The following is a 14,282-nucleotide window of genomic DNA, read 5'->3' on the forward strand; positions in this document are numbered from 1 at the left end:
CAGAGTCAGTTCACCACAGGATGGACACCCCCCCTAACATCAGTCAAACTCAAACTTCTTAATCAAACTTCAGGAATTCTGAAACGTGGCGATAAAACTCGAGATGTTGCGTTGTTTTTGCGAGGTGGCGAAGGCCGGCAACCTGTCGGACGCAGCCACGGCGCTAGTGCGCACGCAATCGGCGGTTTCGATGACGCTTAAACAATTGGAACAGGATTTCGGGCAGCCGCTTTTCGAAGGGGAACGCAAAAACCGACTGACCCCGCTGGGGGAACAGGTGCTCGCGCTTGGGACCAAACAGATCAAGCAGTTTGATACGACCATCCAGACCCTGCGCGACGCGGCCAAGGCACCGCACGGTGTATTGCGCATGGCCGCCGTGCCATCTGTTGCGGCGCTAGTTTATCCCCATGTCGCGGATTTCCTCAACGCACTCGCCCCCGAAATCCGCCTTGAACTGCGCGACATGGACACAGAACAGGTGAAAGAGGCGCTGGAACAGGGCTGGGCCGATATCGGGATCGCATCGCGTCACCTCGACATAAGCGAGGCCAGCGCAACACTGTTGTTCGAAGACAGGTTCGGTCTGGTGTGCGCCGAGACGCACGCCTTCGCGAACCGCGCTGGCGCGATCTCGCTCGCCGATCTGGACCCGGGTAAATTCCTGCGCAATGCCCTGTGCGACCGGATCGAAACGCCGTCGTTTCGCAACCGCCTGAACGATATGCCCCTGCTTCTGCACAACACCCATTCCTTGCTGGCCATGGTTCATTCGGGCCGATGGGTCACCATTCTGCCAAGGTCGGTGATGACCTTTGCTCCTGCGGGGCTGCGGTTCTTGCAGGTCCAGGACCTTCCGGATGCGCGGCAGGTCTATCTTTTTTCCAGACGCCACCTGCAACTGGGAGATATCCAGGACCAGATTTGCGCCCGTATCCGCGCGCAGGATTGGGCAGAAGACACCGACTAGGCCCGGTTGCGCGCCGCGATTCCGGCCAGAACCAAAGGTAGAAATTCGGACAACAGCGAAGGTGCATTTCCCTGCCCGGGATCAAGCCCCAGCTGGGTCAATTCGCCTTCGTGCAAGGCGATGATCATCCGGCACAGCCTGTCCAGTTGGGCCTTGTCCGATGCGAATCCCGGATCTAGCGACACAAGGATTTCTGCCAAGCGGGCCTTGCTGCCTGCGCGCGACTCCAAAAGCCGCGCGCGCGCCGCGTCGTTGCGCAGGGCATGCACGATGAATTCTTTGTTCAGGATATCCCAGCGCAACTCATCAGGGTCCGGGTCCCGCAGATGCAGGGCGACAGTGCCCCACGGATCGTCTGCGGATTTGACCAAATCCGCGATTTTCCCCAAACGGTCATAGAGCCGGTTAATGCGCTGATCGTACAACGCAAAGAACAGCGCCTCTTTGTCTTCGAAATTCGAATAGAATGCCCCCCGCGAAAACCCGGCCCGGGCGCAGATGAAGTCGATCGAACTGCCCGCAAACCCCTTGATCGAAAACGCCTCCATCGCGCCCGCGATCAGGCGGGCGCGGACCTCGGTCCGTTTCGGGCGGCGCTGGCGCGCGGGGGGCGCATCTGTATCGCTGACGTGGCGTAGGTCTTGACTCATGGTGGGCCTCGTTCAAATCTCGATACAGTATTGTATCGAATACACGGACGCAGTGAAACCTGCGATTGGGAGGACAACATGGGCAATCAAACAGACGTCATCGTTGTGGGCGGTGGCCTCGCAGGTCTTGTCGCGGCAACCGAAGCCGCCGACGCAGGCATGAAAGTCGTGATCCTGGAACAGGAAAGCGAGACCAATCTCGGAGGACAGGCGTTCTGGTCTCTGGGAGGATTGTTCATGGTCGACACACCCGAACAGCGCAGGTTCGGCATCAAGGATAGCTACGACCTTGCCCTCGCGGACTGGTTCGGCGCAGCGGGTTTTGACCGGGACGAAGACCATTGGCCGCAAAAATGGGCGCGGGCCTTTGTTGAATTCGCCACCACTGAAAAACGCGACTGGCTGCGCGGGATGGGACACCGGATTTTCCCCGTGGTGGGCTGGGCCGAACGGGGCGGCATTGATGCCTCCTCGCATGGCAATTCGGTGCCGCGGTTTCATATCACATGGGGCACTGGCCCCGGCATCGTGGAGGTCTTTGAAACCCGCGCTCGGGCGATGGCCGCCGAGGGCAAGATCACCTTCAAGTTCCGCCATCAGGTGGACGACCTGATCGTCGAAGGCGGTGCCTGCGTCGGCGTTAAGGGGTCGGTGCTGGCCCCGGATTCGGCGGATCGCGGCAAACCCACCAACCGCGATATGACCGGCGATTTCGAACTTCGCGCACCCGCCGTAATTATCTGTTCGGGCGGGATCGGTGGCAATCTGGATCTGGTACGGCAAAGCTGGCCCACGCGACTGGGCAAGCCCCCAGAAACCATGATCAAGGGCGTGCCCGCCCATGTCGACGGGCGCATGATCGGGATCACCGAAAGTGCCGGCGCCAACACGATCAACAAGGACCGGATGTGGCACTATGTCGAAGGCGTGCGCAACTGGGATCCGATCTGGCCGGACCACGCCATTCGCATTCTGCCGGGTCCGTCCTCGATGTGGTTCGACGCCACAGGCAAACGCATGGCCGCCCCCAACTATCCTGGGTATGACAGCCTCGGGTCGCTCGAGGCGATCATGAAAACCGGATATGATTACACGTGGTTCATCACCACGCAGAGCATCATTAAAAAGGAATTTGCCCTGTCCGGATCGGAACAGAACCCCGACCTGACAGGCCGCGACTGGAAAATGGTGGCAGGCCGCGCTTTTGGCCCCAAGGCCACCGGGCCGGTCGAGGCGTTCAAGGAACACGGCGAGGATTTTGTGGTCGCCGACACCCTGCCCGAACTTGTGCACAAGATGAACGGTGTGACCGGCAGCGACCTGTTGCAGGTAGACGACATCCTGCGCCAGATCGAAGACCGCGACCGCCAGGTGGACAACAAGTTCACCAAGGATCAACAGATCATGGGGATCCGGACCTTCCGCAACTATCTGGGTGACAAACTGATCCGCACGGCGAAACCGCACAAGATCCTTGATCCGAAACACGGGCCCCTGATCGGGGTGAAACTGAATATCCTGACGCGCAAGACGTTGGGCGGGCTGGAAACCGATCTTGGCGGGCGTTGCTTCCGGCAGGCAGTGGGGCGCGGTGCCGAGATCATGCCGGGGCTCTATGCTGCGGGCGAGGTGTCAGGGTTCGGCGGCGGCGGTTACCACGGCTATCGCGCCCTGGAAGGTACTTTCCTTGGGGGGTGCATTTTCTCGGGGCGTCAGGCCGGGCGGGCGGCAGCCTTGGACGTCAGGTAATCCGAACGAAGTATGGCGCGCGATCAGCGCGCCACCCACGCAAGCAAATCGTCCATGTCGGGCACGATCTCTTCGGCGGCATCGTCACAGAACAGGCGCAGCGCCTCGAGGTTCAGCTTGTTCGCGCCGACCAGAACCGGAATATCCTTTTCAAGCGCCATCGCGATCGCCGAGCGAAACCCCCGCCCGTCTGCCTCGTGTTTGCCGAACTTGTTGACGATCAGAAGGTCTGCGCCATGTTCCAACGCCCGCTCGGTCATCGATACCGCTGTTTCCAAGGCTTCAGGGTCCAGACGGCAGCCCCGCGATCCGGCCCCGAGGGATTGCGAAATCCGGATTGTGGGCCCTTGGGGCAGAACCATCACGTCCATATCACAGTGATGGTCATTTTCGCGTTCCGTGTCGACCTGCACCGTCCCGCACAAGCGCAGGCCACGGTCTGCAAGTGTCTTGGCCAATGCGCTTAGCACGAGGTTGGTTTCCCCGCGCCCCGGCGCGAGCGTGTAGGCGATCTTCATGATAGCAGTCCTTTTGTGACGGGGGCCGCGCAGGTCGGGTTCGCGTTCTGGTACCCCTTCAAGAATCGGGCCGCCCAAAAGTGCGACGGCCCGGCTTTCTGTTTTGCGACTTGGGAATATCCCGTCAGGCCATAGTGCCCTTGATGCGGATCCCGCAACCGATCATGCCAGCCAGAACACCCACCGCGACCGCGACAGACAGTTCCAGCATATCGACATAGGCCATCTGAAACTTGGCGAAGATCATCGTTTCGATCACCCCGACTAGCCCCCCGAGAATGGCTGCGACAAAGACGTTGCGGGTCATCATTCCCAGTGCCAGTCCCAAAATACCCGGCAGGCTAAGGATATTGCCAGCGATGGTGCCAAGAAGGTTCAGCATTGGATCAGCCTCCCGAGTTTTCGTTGGGGTTGAGATAGGTGCGGATGCCGTTCACGTTGATCATCGCGTCTTTCTGCGGGGTCGACATGTCCAGTTCCTCTACCACCCGCTTGTATTCCTGCAGATACCCTTCAGGCAGCTGGTGCGCGATACCCTGGTGACAGTCGATACAGGTCATGTTGGTGTCGATAGCGCGCTGGTGTTCCTTGGCTGCGCGGGTCTCTTGGATAGTAAAGTCCATGTATTCGAAGTTGTGGCAGTTCCGGCATTCACGGCTGTCGGACTGTTTCATCTTCTTCCAGGTCTGAGCGGCCATCGCCAGACGGTGATCTTCGTATTTCTCGGGGGTATCGATGGTGCCCATGAGTTCGTGATAGACGTCTTTCACCGCCATCACCTTGGCCTTGACCTTATGGTTCCATTCCTTCGGTACGTGGCAGTCCGAACAGATCGCCCGCACGCCCGAATGGTTGTTATAGTGGATGGTCTCGCGGTATTCGCCGAGATTGGTCTCCATCGTGTGACAACCGGTACAGAATTCCTCGGTGTTGGTGGCCTCCATCGACCAGTGGAACCCACCCCAGAACAGGATACCGGCCAGAAAACCGGCAATCAGGGTAAAGCCGACGCTGAGCACGGCCGAGGGAGTCCAGAACCAGTTCCAGATGCGGCGCAGAAAGCCCGGTCGCGGGTCCGGTGAGTTGGATTGTGTCATTGTTATATTCCTCGCACTGGGATCCGGCCGGATCAGTTGCTGCCGCTCGACGCTTCGAACGCATTGTCTACCAAGGCGGGGGCATCGGCCTGGGGCACATGGCACTGGTTGCAGAACCAGCGGGTGCCGGCCACGCGGTCAAGCTGATTGCCTTCACGGTCCAGATAGTGGGTCATCGAGAGGGTCGGTGCACCGCGTTCGCCGGCAGTGGTCCAGTCATGGCAGCGCAGGCACTGGTTCGCGTTGAGGTCGATCTGGTACTGGTCGATCGAATGGGGAATGAGCGGCGGTTGCTGGCGATAGTTTCTGGTGAACCGCTGCTTGTCCTGTTTGTAGACATCTTCGACCACGTTCTGGCTGTCGATATCAAAGCCGCGCAAGGTTTGAACCGTTGCCGATTGTGCAATCGCAAGACCAGCGACGGCGAACAATGCCGTTGCGGCGATGGCGCTGATAAGAGCTTGTTTCTTCATGGTTTTATACTCCGTTGCTTGCTCAGGCGGCTTTGCTGGCCCCGGATGCAGGTTGAGTTCTTTTGCGTTGCGCACGTCCCGGAACGGGCGTGTCGTCGAAACGGGTGGTGAATTTGAAAACGTCCATGGCGCAGACGTCGATGCAGCGACCGCAATTGGTGCAGTCGGGCGATAGGATCAAAGGTGTGTCCCCGTCCCCGCCGCGAAGCGCGGGCGAGATCACATGCATTTCAGGGCACACGGCGAAACAGTCCATGCAATCGTCACAGGCAGCGCGTTCCACGGCCGAGACACGCAGCACCGATTTGGCGCCAAGCAGGCCATAGAAGGTTCCGACCGGACACAGATGTCCGCACCAGCCCCGCCGAGAGACAAACACGTCGAACAGGAAGACCGCGACCACGAAAGCCCAGGCAAATCCCATCCCGAAAACCAGCCCGCGGTGCAACATGCTGATCGGATTGACGAATTCCCAGGCGATAGTGCCCGTCGCCGCAGATACGACGAGCACCATGCCGAGAACCCAATACTTGGTATTGTGTTTGGGTTGCCATCCCTTCTGCATGCCCAGCTTTTCGTGCACCCAATGCGCCCCGTCCGTCACCGGATTGATCGGGCAGACCCAGCTGCAGTAGACGCGTCCACCGATCAGCGCATAAGCCACCCCGACGATTACGGCCCCGATCAGGGCGGTCATCTCGGGCCAGTGTCCGGCGACCATGCCTTGCACAGTGATGAACGGGTCGGTCAGCGGCAGAAAATTGAATGTCAGGGATCCCGAAAGGTTGCCCTTGACCCACCAGATGCCGAACCACGGCCCCAGCAGGAACAAGGTCAGGAAAAATATCTGGCTGAACCGGCGCAGCAGTAGGAACCGGTGCGCCCGCAGCCAGCCGAATTTCTCGATCGCTTCCTGTCCGACGGGGTGCTTGGTCTTGGCGCTCATCAGTTGGACCCTCCCGTACCGGGCAGGGAGAAGGAAGGTTTGAAACCGCCTTCCATATTCGGGTCGGGCAGCGCGTCGGGCGCATATCCGCCGGGCGCGACAAGGTTGTCAGTGCCGGGTCCGGGCAGGCGATCGGGCAGGTCGATCAGGTCATCGACCAGCGGATTGTTTTCTTCCCAGCCCAGCTTGTAGTGATCCGCGGCCTCGGCCATGGCGAGACGGCGCGGCAGAACCTTGATTGCCGCCTCGCCAGGCAGGACGCAGGATTTTTCACACTTGCCGCATCCGGTACAGGCATCGGAATGCACGACAGGCATGAAGATGGCATGGTGCCCGGACCGTTCATTGTGGCGCCGCTCAAGCGTGATCGCCTCGTCAATGACAGGGCAGACGCGGTAGCAGACGTCACAGCGCAGGCCCAGCGCGTTCAGACACTTTTCCTCGTCGATCAGCACAGCAAGGCCCATATCGGCATCGTCGATATTGGTCAGGGTCTTGTCGAGCGCGCCCGTCGGGCAGGCCACGACACAGGGGATGTCCTCGCACATTTCGCAAGGCACATCGCGGGCCGTGAAATAAGGGGTGCCGGTGGCCGGCCCGTCGTAGCCCAGCTCGGCCAGTTTCAGCGTGTCATAGGGACAATCCCGCACGCAAAGGCCGCAGCGGATACAGGCCGCTAGGAAGTCATTCTCCTCCAATGCCCCTGGCGGACGGATGGCCTGCGCCGGCAGCGCCTGCGCATCCGTAATGAAATGGGACAGCGCCATGCCCGCCACCGCACAGCCCGTGGCACCGCGCGCAGCATCCTGAAGGAAGCGGCGTCGATCCATAGACTTGGGTCTGCTCTTGGCGGCGGACATTGGACTGATCCTTTCGTGTCAGGTCCGGTGGGCCGGTCTCCCGGCCCAGAGGTTTAGGGGATTAGGCGCGCTCAACCTTGCAAGCGCATTTCTTGAAGTCCGTTTCCTTGGAAATCGGACAGGTCGCATCCAGCGTCAGCTTGTTGGTCAGCTGGCCCTCGTCGAACCACGGCATGAACACCAGACCTTTGGGCATCTTGTTGCGCCCGCGGGTTTCGACACGGCTCAGTACCGTACCGCGACGGGTGGACAACTCGATCTCCTGCCCCCGACGCAGGCCGCGTTCCTTGGCATCGTCGGGGTGCATATAGACCACGGCGGCAGGGAAAGACCGGTGCAATTCGGGCACGCGGCGTGTCATCGAGCCGGAATGCCAGTGCTCCAGCACCCGACCGGTGACCAGCCACAGGTTATATTCATCATCGGGCTCTTCTGCGGCTGGCTCATAGGGCGCGAAGATGATGTTCGCCTTGCCGTCCGGCTTGCCATAGAATTTAACGCCTTCGCCTTCCTTGACATAAGGGTCATAGCCCTCGCGGAAGCGGTAGAGCGTTTCCTTCCCGTCCACGACGGGCCAGCGCAGACCACGCGCCTGGTGATAGACATCGAACTCAGCCAGATCGTGAGCCTTGCCACGGCCAAAGTCCGCGTATTCTTCGAACAGGCCCTTCTGGACATAATATCCGAAATGCTTGGCTTCCTGGTTTTCAAAACCTTCGGCGGTTTCAGACAGCGGGTACTTGTTGATCTTACCGTTCTCGAACAACACCTCGTAAAGGGTCTTGCCGCGATATTCCGGTTTCTGGGACAAGAGTTCTTCCGGCCAGACGTCTTCGATCATGAACCGTTTAGAGAATTCCATCACCTGCCAGAGGTCCGAACGCGCCTCGCCCGGGGCATCCACTTGCTGGCGCCAGAACTGGGTGCGGCGTTCCGCGTTGCCATATGCGCCTTCTTTCTCGACCCACATGGCGGTGGGCAGAATCAGGTCAGCGGCCAGCGCGGTCACGGTCGGATAAGGATCGGACACGGTGATGAAGTTGTCAGGGTTGCGATAACCCGGATAGCCTTCTTCGTTCATGTTCGGGGCGGCTTGCATGTTATTGTTGCACTGGACCCAGTGACAGTTCAGCTTGCCGTCTTTCAGCATCCGGTGCTGCAGAACCGCGTGATAGCCGGGCTTCGGGGGGATCGTGCCTTTGGGCAGGCCCCACTTCTCTTCTGAAAGGTCACGGTGCTTTTCATTCATTACGACCATGTCGGCGGGCAGACGGTGGGCAAAGGTCCCAACCTCACGTGCAGTCCCACAGGCCGACGGCTGGCCGGTCAGCGAGAAGGGCGAGTTACCCGGCTCGGAAATTTTCCCAACCAGAAGGTGCACATTGTACATAAGCGAGTTCACCCAGGATCCGCGCGTGTGCTGATTGAAGCCCATCGTCCAGAGCGACATCACCTTACGGGTCGGGTCGGCATATTGCTGGGCCAGGCGTTCCAGTTTGGCGGCGGGCACACCCGACAACTCGGACACGTATTCCAGCGTGTAGGGCGCCACGTACTCCTTGTACGCCTCGAAGTCGATTTTTTCTAACTTGCCGTGCTTGCCATCATGTGCGGGATTGGCCGCCGCCTGTTCCAGAGCGTGCTCGGGGCGCAGACCATAGCCGATATCGGTTGCGGTCTTGGTGAAATTGACGTTCTTGTTGACGAAGTCCCAATTCACCGCATCGTTCTGGATGATGTAGTTCGCGATGTAGTTCAGGATCGCCAGATCGGTTTGCGGGGCAAAGATCAGCCCGTTATCGGCCAGTTCGAAGGAACGATGCTCAAAGGTAGAAAGAACATGCACCTCGGCGCCTGGTTTGGTCAGTCGCGTGTCGGTGAGACGCGACCAAAGGATCGGGTGCATCTCGGCCATATTCGACCCCCACAGGACAAAAGTGTCCGCATGTTCAAGATCGTCATAGCAGCCCATCGGTTCGTCGATGCCGAAGGTGCGCATGAAACCGGCCACAGCCGACGCCATGCAGTGGCGCGCGTTCGGGTCGATGTTATTTGACCGCAGGCCCGCCTTCATGAACTTGGCGTTGGCATAGCCCTCCCAGACCGTCCACTGACCCGACCCAAAGATCGAGACGCCCGTGGGGCCTTTTTCCTTGAGCGTGGCCTTCCACTTCTCGGCCATCACGTCAAAAGCTTCGTCCCACGACACAGGCTCGAAATCGCCGTTCTTGTCGTAGACACCGTTCGATTTGCGCAAAAGCGGCGTGGTCAGGCGGTCCTGACCATACATGATCTTGGACAGGAAATAGCCCTTGATGCAGTTGAGCCCCCGGTTCACGGGCGCCTTGGGGTCGCCCTGCGTGGCGACGACGCGACCGTCCTTGACGCCGACCAGAACGGAACAGCCCGTGCCGCAGAACCGGCAGGCCGCCTTGTCCCAGCGGATGTCAGGTCCGTCCATTTGTGCGGCAGCGGCATTCGGCAGGGTGATCCCGGCTGCCGATGCGGTGGCCGCAGCGGCAGACGCCTTGAGGAATGAGCGGCGGGAAGTTGGCAGTGTCATGGCTATATGCTCCCGTTCAGTGAACTGTTTCAACGAGGGCGTCGGCGCTGTCGTCGAGCTCCTCGAAATGGTGGTAAGTCAGGGTGATGGTCAGCACGCCGGGGATCTGGTGCATGTCCATGATCTGGTCCGAAGCGCGCCGGGTGGGGGTGTCTTCGACGGTGATGACGATCCGCCCGTCTTCATGGGCGTGGACCTCACCCCCTTCAAAAGCGTTGATCGCGTCAATGACGGTGTCGACTTTTTCGGGCATCGTGTGGACAAGGCATCCGCAGATATTCAGCATGGGCTGGCCTCCGCTGGCTGGTGAATTTGTGTGAACTGGATCGCCCCGACTGGGCACGGCGCCACGCAGGCCCCGCATCCGGTGCAGGTTTCGAGATCGAACAGCGGCTCGGCATTCCCGCCCGGTTGCAGTCGGAACCGGATGGCCTGCTGGTCGCAATGGTCCTGACATGTGCGGCATTGCACGGCGTTGCGCGACAGGCACGCACCCGAGGCCTCGGCACGCCAAGTCCACGGCGTATCGGCGCGAAGGGCGCCGGCCTCGCAGGTATCAGTGCAGGCACTACAAAAGGTGCATTCACCCCGCGCCAGTGAGACGACCGGATATCCTTCCGCATCTTTCAGAACAATCCCCTCGGGACAGGCCCGCGCGCAATCTCCGCATTTGGTGCAGGCGTCTTCGAAGGCCATCACACCGATGGCCCCAAAAGGGCGCATCGGGTTCTGGCGGGTAAAGCCGCCGCGCAGGAATGCCCGTCTGCTGGTTTGAGAAGTCATGCCGTCCTCCTGAGAGAGAGCGTCGTCTGTCGCGCTGTTCCCTCTTTGAATAACGTCAAGACCCCTGCGACGAATTTGATCTGCGTCATTTTAGCGGTCGAATGCGTGAACTTTACAAAACTGCAAACATTTGATTTTGCGAATGTTTTTCCAAATATGCACGATTTTGCATCAGTTTTTAAACCGTTGTTTTCATATGCAAAACTTTGCTTTTCGCGACATGATCCGTAGCGCACGCTGCCCGACCTGATCCTGTCATTTTTTTGGGCCGAACCGGGGAAAAGTTTTTTCAGATTTGCGCCCCAAACGGTATTTTTCAGTGCAACTCCGGGCTGAAAAGGTGATTTCAGCACGCGACTCACAACTTTTTTTGAAAGCGTGGTAGGGCGCAAATCGCACGACCAAGACTGCATGCAACGGTCCCCGCATCGCGGTCTGAACGAAGTGTCCCCAGAGTTTGCAAGCTGCGTTGTCACGCTTTTTCACCTTATCTTTACCAAAGGTCACTTCGCGCGGCCCCCGGTTGCCCGATCCGGAAGATATCGCTAGCGTGGAAACCGCAGTTTGCGTTTCCACAAACTTTGGCCAAATTTCGTGAACGAACTCGACTTCTCGCTCCTGACCGACCTGCCACTCTTCGCGCAACTGAGCGAAGAGGATTGCCGCGCGGTATTGTCCAAGGCCCGCACGCGCTATGTCGAACGGGGTGACGACGTCTTTAGCGAAGGCGCCGAGGCGACACATTTCTTCCTGCTGTTGGATGGCCATGTACGTGTGGAACGCGTGACACCGGAAGGCGACCGGGTGATCCCGCTGCTTATCCCGCCGGGGCAATTGATCGGCATCGCGGCCGCTTTGGGCAAAGACACCTATCCCGCCACCGCTGTCGCCGCCTCGGACTGTTTCGTGCTGCAATGGCCGATGCGGCGCTGGTCAGAGTTTTCAACGACCTATCCCGGCTTTGCGACCGAGACATTCAAGACCGTGGGCTGCCGCCTGGATGAGATCAACCGCCGCGTCATGGAGCTTGCCACCCAGCGCGTCGAACAACGGGTCGCCAATGCCCTGCTGGGCATGGCCCGCAACAACGCCCGCCCGGACAAAGACGGGCTGGTGATCGGCTTCCCCCTGACCCGCAAGCAGATTTCCGAGATGACAGGATCGACCCTGCACACGGTCAGCCGGCTTTTGTCGCACTGGCAAAACGACGGCCTGCTAACCAGCACGAAAAAGGAAATCAGCATTCTCGACGTGCGCGGTCTGGAAAACCTCGCGTCGCGCAGCGCCTGACCCCCAAAGTTTCTGATCGCCTTTGGATCCGGGGACTTGACCGGTCCTACGGTACCTATTCTTGTGGTCACGCAAGGTAAACCGGAGGGTGGGAAATGGCAGTCTATCAACATCTTGAGGTCACGGAACAGGGCGAGATCACGACTGTTACAATGACCCGCACAACCCACCGCAATGCCTTGGACAAGGTATTGATGGGCGAGTTGACCCACTTCGCCCAAGCGCGGCGCTTGGATACCCGGACCAAAGTCATCATCCTGCGCGGCACCGATCACTATTTCTCGGCCGGTGCCGACCTGTCCCTGCTTGCCGACATTTCCGGCAAGACCGCCGGAGGCCACCCTGACCTTCTTGCCCAGCGGCAACTGGCCAAGATCGGCCCCGAAATGTGCAAGGCATGGGAGGAATTGCCCCAGATCACCATCGCCGCGATCGAGGGCCATTGTGTCGGCGGGGGGGTCGCGCTGGCGCTGGCCTGCGATTTCCGCATCGTGGCCGAGGGCACGACCATGCGCCTGCCTGAAATTCCGCTGGGACTGAACATGAGCTGGCAGTCCATTCCGCGTCTGGTCAGCCTCATCGGTCCTGCCCGTACCAAACGCATGGTGATCTATGGCGAGGCGCTGGACGCGCAAACCCTCACCGCATGGGGACTGGCCGAGGACTGCGTAGACGACCGGATGACGATGCAGGCCGCCTGGGACTGGGCCGAGAAAACCGTCACCCTGCCCGCGCTGGCCGTGCGAATGTCCAAGGAAGCCGTGACCGCCACGGCGTCGGCCCTGCACAATGCGGCCTCGTTCATGGACAGCGACCAGTTCCTGCTGGCCAGCCTGACGGAAGACCATGCACAGCGCGTGCAACAGGCCCTGAAGAAAAAGACCTGACCTTGGGGCGAACCAGTTAGGGCAACATCCGTTTGAGGATCGCCTTTGCCCGCGGACCATAGGGTGGATGCAGCAGCTTGACACCCGTAAACCGACCCGGTCCACGTTGTTCAAACACCGACTTCAGGTGTGAAAACGTGTCGAACCCTTCCGGACCGTGATAGGCCCCCTGTCCGCTGGCCCCCACCCCGCCAAAGGCCAGGTCCTCTTGCGAGTATTGCAATAGCGTTTCGTTGACTCCGAACGACCCAGAGACCGTATCGCGCTGCAACTGCCGGATCGTGGCCCTGTTGCGGGTAAAGCAATAGGCCGACAGCGGGCGATCCCCCGCGTTGATGTGATCGACCACCTCTGGCAGAGTGTTATAGGTCAGTACGGGCAGGATCGGGCCAAAGATTTCCTCTCGCATCAAACGGCAGGTCGGAGGCGCGTCCAGAACCAGCGTCAGCGGATATTTGAAAACACCACCGGCCTCGCTGGGCTCAGCACCCTCGGACCTCAGGATCTGTGCCCCGCCCGCACGCGCCTCGTCCACGAGATCCTGCAACCGGCGATAAAACCGTTCTGACACGATGGCGGTATAGTCGCGATCCGACACACCCGTGAAGGAGGTCGTGAATTTGTTCAGGGCCGCGTCCACGAAACGCGCGCGCTGCATACGTGGCACAAAGACGTAATCCGGCGCAATACAGGTCTGGCCCGCGTTGAAACATTTGCCCCAGACAATCCGCTCAGCGGCTTCTTCGACATCGAAATCCGGGGCCACCACGGCAGGGGATTTCCCCCCCAGTTCCAACGTAACGGGCGTCAGGTTGGGGGCCGCTGCCGCCGCGATCAACCGACCGACGTGGGTCGAACCCGTGAACAGCAGGTGGTCAAACGGCAACGCGGCAAACGCGGGCGAAAGCTTCTGTCCACCCTGAAACACAGTGACGAGATCGGGCGGAAAGGTCTCGGCAATCAGACCCGAGACCAAAGCACAAAGCTGTGGGGTTTCCTCAGACATGCAAAGCATTGCCCGATTGCCAGCGGCCAGCGCCGAAACCAGCGGCGCGATGGTCAGGTGCAGGGCGTAATTCCATGGCGACATTATCCCCACCACACCCAATGGCTGGGGCAGGATATAGGCCCTTGCCGGCAGCGACCAAAACGACACCTTGCGCTTGCGCTTTTGCATCCAGCGCCGCAGGTTTTTCCTGGCATAGTGGATGGCCCCGTGACAGCCCGCGATCTCGGCCAGCAGGGTTTCCGTTCGCGACCGGCACCCGAAATCGGCGTTCAGCGCCTCGACCAGCGCTTCGCGGTTCTCGAGGATCATCCTGTCCAGTCGCTGCAGCCGGTCTAGGCGGGTTTCAAGATCGGGAAAGCGATCCTTGGAAAAGGCGTCTTTCTGGTCGCGAAACGCTTGCGCAAGCCGATCCCCATCGTCTTGTGGCACCTCGTCAACGCTCATGGCTCCGCTCACCTTGTTCACAAGGATGTCCTTTCCACCAAGC

Annotated in this window: 16 protein-coding genes; 4 read left to right on the forward strand and 12 right to left on the reverse strand. The window is 59.9% G+C overall.

Annotated elements, in window-relative coordinates; translation table 11 throughout:
* Nucleotides 1-85: 85 nt before the first annotated feature.
* The gene (locus WNE31_RS15500; protein ID WP_349980857.1) at nucleotides 86-970 is read left to right on the forward strand and encodes a LysR family transcriptional regulator; all 885 of its coding nucleotides are present in this window, start codon (nucleotides 86-88) and stop codon (nucleotides 968-970) included.
* Here the strand turns inward: WNE31_RS15500 and WNE31_RS15505 are convergent.
* Entirely contained in the window at nucleotides 967-1,620 is a 654-nt protein-coding gene (locus tag WNE31_RS15505; RefSeq protein WP_349980858.1) for a TetR/AcrR family transcriptional regulator, read from the reverse strand. The genes WNE31_RS15500 and WNE31_RS15505 overlap by 4 nt on opposite strands.
* A gap of 78 nt (nucleotides 1,621-1,698) precedes the next feature.
* Between WNE31_RS15505 and WNE31_RS15510 the strand changes: the two genes are divergently transcribed.
* On the forward strand, nucleotides 1,699-3,369 hold the full coding sequence (locus WNE31_RS15510; RefSeq protein WP_349980859.1) for an FAD-binding dehydrogenase: 1,671 nt from the start codon (nucleotides 1,699-1,701) through the stop codon (nucleotides 3,367-3,369).
* Between the two features lie 23 nt (nucleotides 3,370-3,392).
* Here WNE31_RS15510 and WNE31_RS15515 read toward each other — a convergent pair whose 3' ends face one another.
* The 10 genes from WNE31_RS15515 to WNE31_RS15560 all read right to left on the reverse strand — a co-directional run bounded on the left by WNE31_RS15515 (nucleotide 3,393) and on the right by WNE31_RS15560 (nucleotide 11,022).
* Nucleotides 3,393-3,887: a DUF2478 domain-containing protein gene (locus WNE31_RS15515; RefSeq protein WP_349980860.1), complete on the reverse strand. Its 495-nt coding sequence runs from the start codon at nucleotides 3,885-3,887 to the stop codon at nucleotides 3,393-3,395.
* Between the two features lie 124 nt (nucleotides 3,888-4,011).
* Nucleotides 4,012-4,269, reverse strand: a complete 258-nt coding sequence (locus WNE31_RS15520) for a hypothetical protein (protein ID WP_349980861.1) — start codon at nucleotides 4,267-4,269, stop codon at nucleotides 4,012-4,014.
* A gap of 4 nt (nucleotides 4,270-4,273) precedes the next feature.
* Entirely contained in the window at nucleotides 4,274-4,984 is a 711-nt protein-coding gene (locus WNE31_RS15525; RefSeq protein ID WP_349980862.1) for a NapC/NirT family cytochrome c, read from the reverse strand.
* Between the two features lie 32 nt (nucleotides 4,985-5,016).
* Complete coding sequence (locus WNE31_RS15530) at nucleotides 5,017-5,457, reverse strand: nitrate reductase cytochrome c-type subunit (protein ID WP_349980863.1); 441 nt, start codon at nucleotides 5,455-5,457, stop codon at nucleotides 5,017-5,019.
* A gap of 22 nt (nucleotides 5,458-5,479) precedes the next feature.
* Nucleotides 5,480-6,403, reverse strand: a complete 924-nt coding sequence (napH, locus tag WNE31_RS15535) for a quinol dehydrogenase ferredoxin subunit NapH (protein ID WP_349980864.1) — start codon at nucleotides 6,401-6,403, stop codon at nucleotides 5,480-5,482.
* Nucleotides 6,403-7,263 carry a ferredoxin-type protein NapG gene (napG, locus tag WNE31_RS15540; RefSeq protein ID WP_349980865.1) on the reverse strand — a complete coding sequence of 287 codons (861 nt, stop codon included), beginning with the start codon at nucleotides 7,261-7,263 and terminating at the stop codon, nucleotides 6,403-6,405. The genes napH and napG overlap by 1 nt, the downstream gene beginning before the upstream one ends.
* Before the next feature lie 61 nt (nucleotides 7,264-7,324).
* Nucleotides 7,325-9,826: a nitrate reductase catalytic subunit NapA gene (gene napA, locus WNE31_RS15545; protein WP_349980866.1), complete on the reverse strand. Its 2,502-nt coding sequence runs from the start codon at nucleotides 9,824-9,826 to the stop codon at nucleotides 7,325-7,327.
* Nucleotides 9,827-9,842: 16 nt separating this feature from the next.
* A complete protein-coding gene (locus WNE31_RS15550) occupies nucleotides 9,843-10,112 on the reverse strand; it encodes a chaperone NapD (RefSeq protein ID WP_349980867.1) in 270 nt (89 codons plus the stop codon).
* The gene (napF, locus tag WNE31_RS15555; RefSeq protein ID WP_349980868.1) at nucleotides 10,106-10,609 is read right to left on the reverse strand and encodes a ferredoxin-type protein NapF; all 504 of its coding nucleotides are present in this window, start codon (nucleotides 10,607-10,609) and stop codon (nucleotides 10,106-10,108) included. The genes WNE31_RS15550 and napF overlap by 7 nt, the downstream gene beginning before the upstream one ends.
* On the reverse strand, nucleotides 10,606-11,022 hold the full coding sequence (locus WNE31_RS15560) for a hypothetical protein (protein ID WP_349980869.1): 417 nt from the start codon (nucleotides 11,020-11,022) through the stop codon (nucleotides 10,606-10,608). The genes napF and WNE31_RS15560 overlap by 4 nt, the downstream gene beginning before the upstream one ends.
* A gap of 181 nt (nucleotides 11,023-11,203) precedes the next feature.
* Between WNE31_RS15560 and WNE31_RS15565 the strand changes: the two genes are divergently transcribed.
* Together WNE31_RS15565 and WNE31_RS15570 are read left to right on the forward strand one after the other, a co-directional pair.
* A complete protein-coding gene (locus tag WNE31_RS15565; RefSeq protein ID WP_349980870.1) occupies nucleotides 11,204-11,899 on the forward strand; it encodes a Crp/Fnr family transcriptional regulator in 696 nt (231 codons plus the stop codon).
* 95 nt (nucleotides 11,900-11,994) lie between these two features.
* A complete protein-coding gene (locus WNE31_RS15570; protein WP_349980871.1) occupies nucleotides 11,995-12,786 on the forward strand; it encodes an enoyl-CoA hydratase/isomerase family protein in 792 nt (263 codons plus the stop codon).
* A gap of 16 nt (nucleotides 12,787-12,802) precedes the next feature.
* On the opposite strand, the gene WNE31_RS15575 is transcribed toward WNE31_RS15570, so the two are convergent.
* Nucleotides 12,803-14,239 carry a coniferyl aldehyde dehydrogenase gene (locus WNE31_RS15575; protein WP_349980872.1) on the reverse strand — a complete coding sequence of 479 codons (1,437 nt, stop codon included), beginning with the start codon at nucleotides 14,237-14,239 and terminating at the stop codon, nucleotides 12,803-12,805.
* Nucleotides 14,240-14,282 lie beyond the last annotated feature (43 nt).

It is taken from the genome of Shimia fortis (assembly GCF_040225985.1).
In the GTDB taxonomy this organism is placed as follows: domain Bacteria; phylum Pseudomonadota; class Alphaproteobacteria; order Rhodobacterales; family Rhodobacteraceae; genus Shimia.

Excerpts from the sequence above, each read along its gene's own strand:
- WNE31_RS15505 (WP_349980858.1), bottom strand. The coding sequence starts at position 1,620 with ATGAGTCAAGACCTACGCCACGTCAGCGATACAGATGCGCCCCCCGCG.
- WNE31_RS15510 (WP_349980859.1), top strand. The coding sequence starts at position 1,699 with ATGGGCAATCAAACAGACGTCATCGTTGTGGGCGGTGGCCTCGCAGGT.
- WNE31_RS15515 (WP_349980860.1), bottom strand. The coding sequence starts at position 3,887 with ATGAAGATCGCCTACACGCTCGCGCCGGGGCGCGGGGAAACCAACCTC.
- WNE31_RS15520 (WP_349980861.1), bottom strand. The coding sequence starts at position 4,269 with ATGCTGAACCTTCTTGGCACCATCGCTGGCAATATCCTTAGCCTGCCG.
- WNE31_RS15525 (WP_349980862.1), bottom strand. The coding sequence starts at position 4,984 with ATGACACAATCCAACTCACCGGACCCGCGACCGGGCTTTCTGCGCCGC.
- WNE31_RS15530 (WP_349980863.1), bottom strand. The coding sequence starts at position 5,457 with ATGAAGAAACAAGCTCTTATCAGCGCCATCGCCGCAACGGCATTGTTC.
- napH (WP_349980864.1), bottom strand. The coding sequence starts at position 6,403 with ATGAGCGCCAAGACCAAGCACCCCGTCGGACAGGAAGCGATCGAGAAA.
- napG (WP_349980865.1), bottom strand. The coding sequence starts at position 7,263 with ATGTCCGCCGCCAAGAGCAGACCCAAGTCTATGGATCGACGCCGCTTC.
- napA (WP_349980866.1), bottom strand. The coding sequence starts at position 9,826 with ATGACACTGCCAACTTCCCGCCGCTCATTCCTCAAGGCGTCTGCCGCT.
- WNE31_RS15550 (WP_349980867.1), bottom strand. The coding sequence starts at position 10,112 with ATGCTGAATATCTGCGGATGCCTTGTCCACACGATGCCCGAAAAAGTC.
- napF (WP_349980868.1), bottom strand. The coding sequence starts at position 10,609 with ATGACTTCTCAAACCAGCAGACGGGCATTCCTGCGCGGCGGCTTTACC.
- WNE31_RS15560 (WP_349980869.1), bottom strand. The coding sequence starts at position 11,022 with ATGCAGTCTTGGTCGTGCGATTTGCGCCCTACCACGCTTTCAAAAAAA.
- WNE31_RS15570 (WP_349980871.1), top strand. The coding sequence starts at position 11,995 with ATGGCAGTCTATCAACATCTTGAGGTCACGGAACAGGGCGAGATCACG.
- WNE31_RS15575 (WP_349980872.1), bottom strand. The coding sequence starts at position 14,239 with ATGAGCGTTGACGAGGTGCCACAAGACGATGGGGATCGGCTTGCGCAA.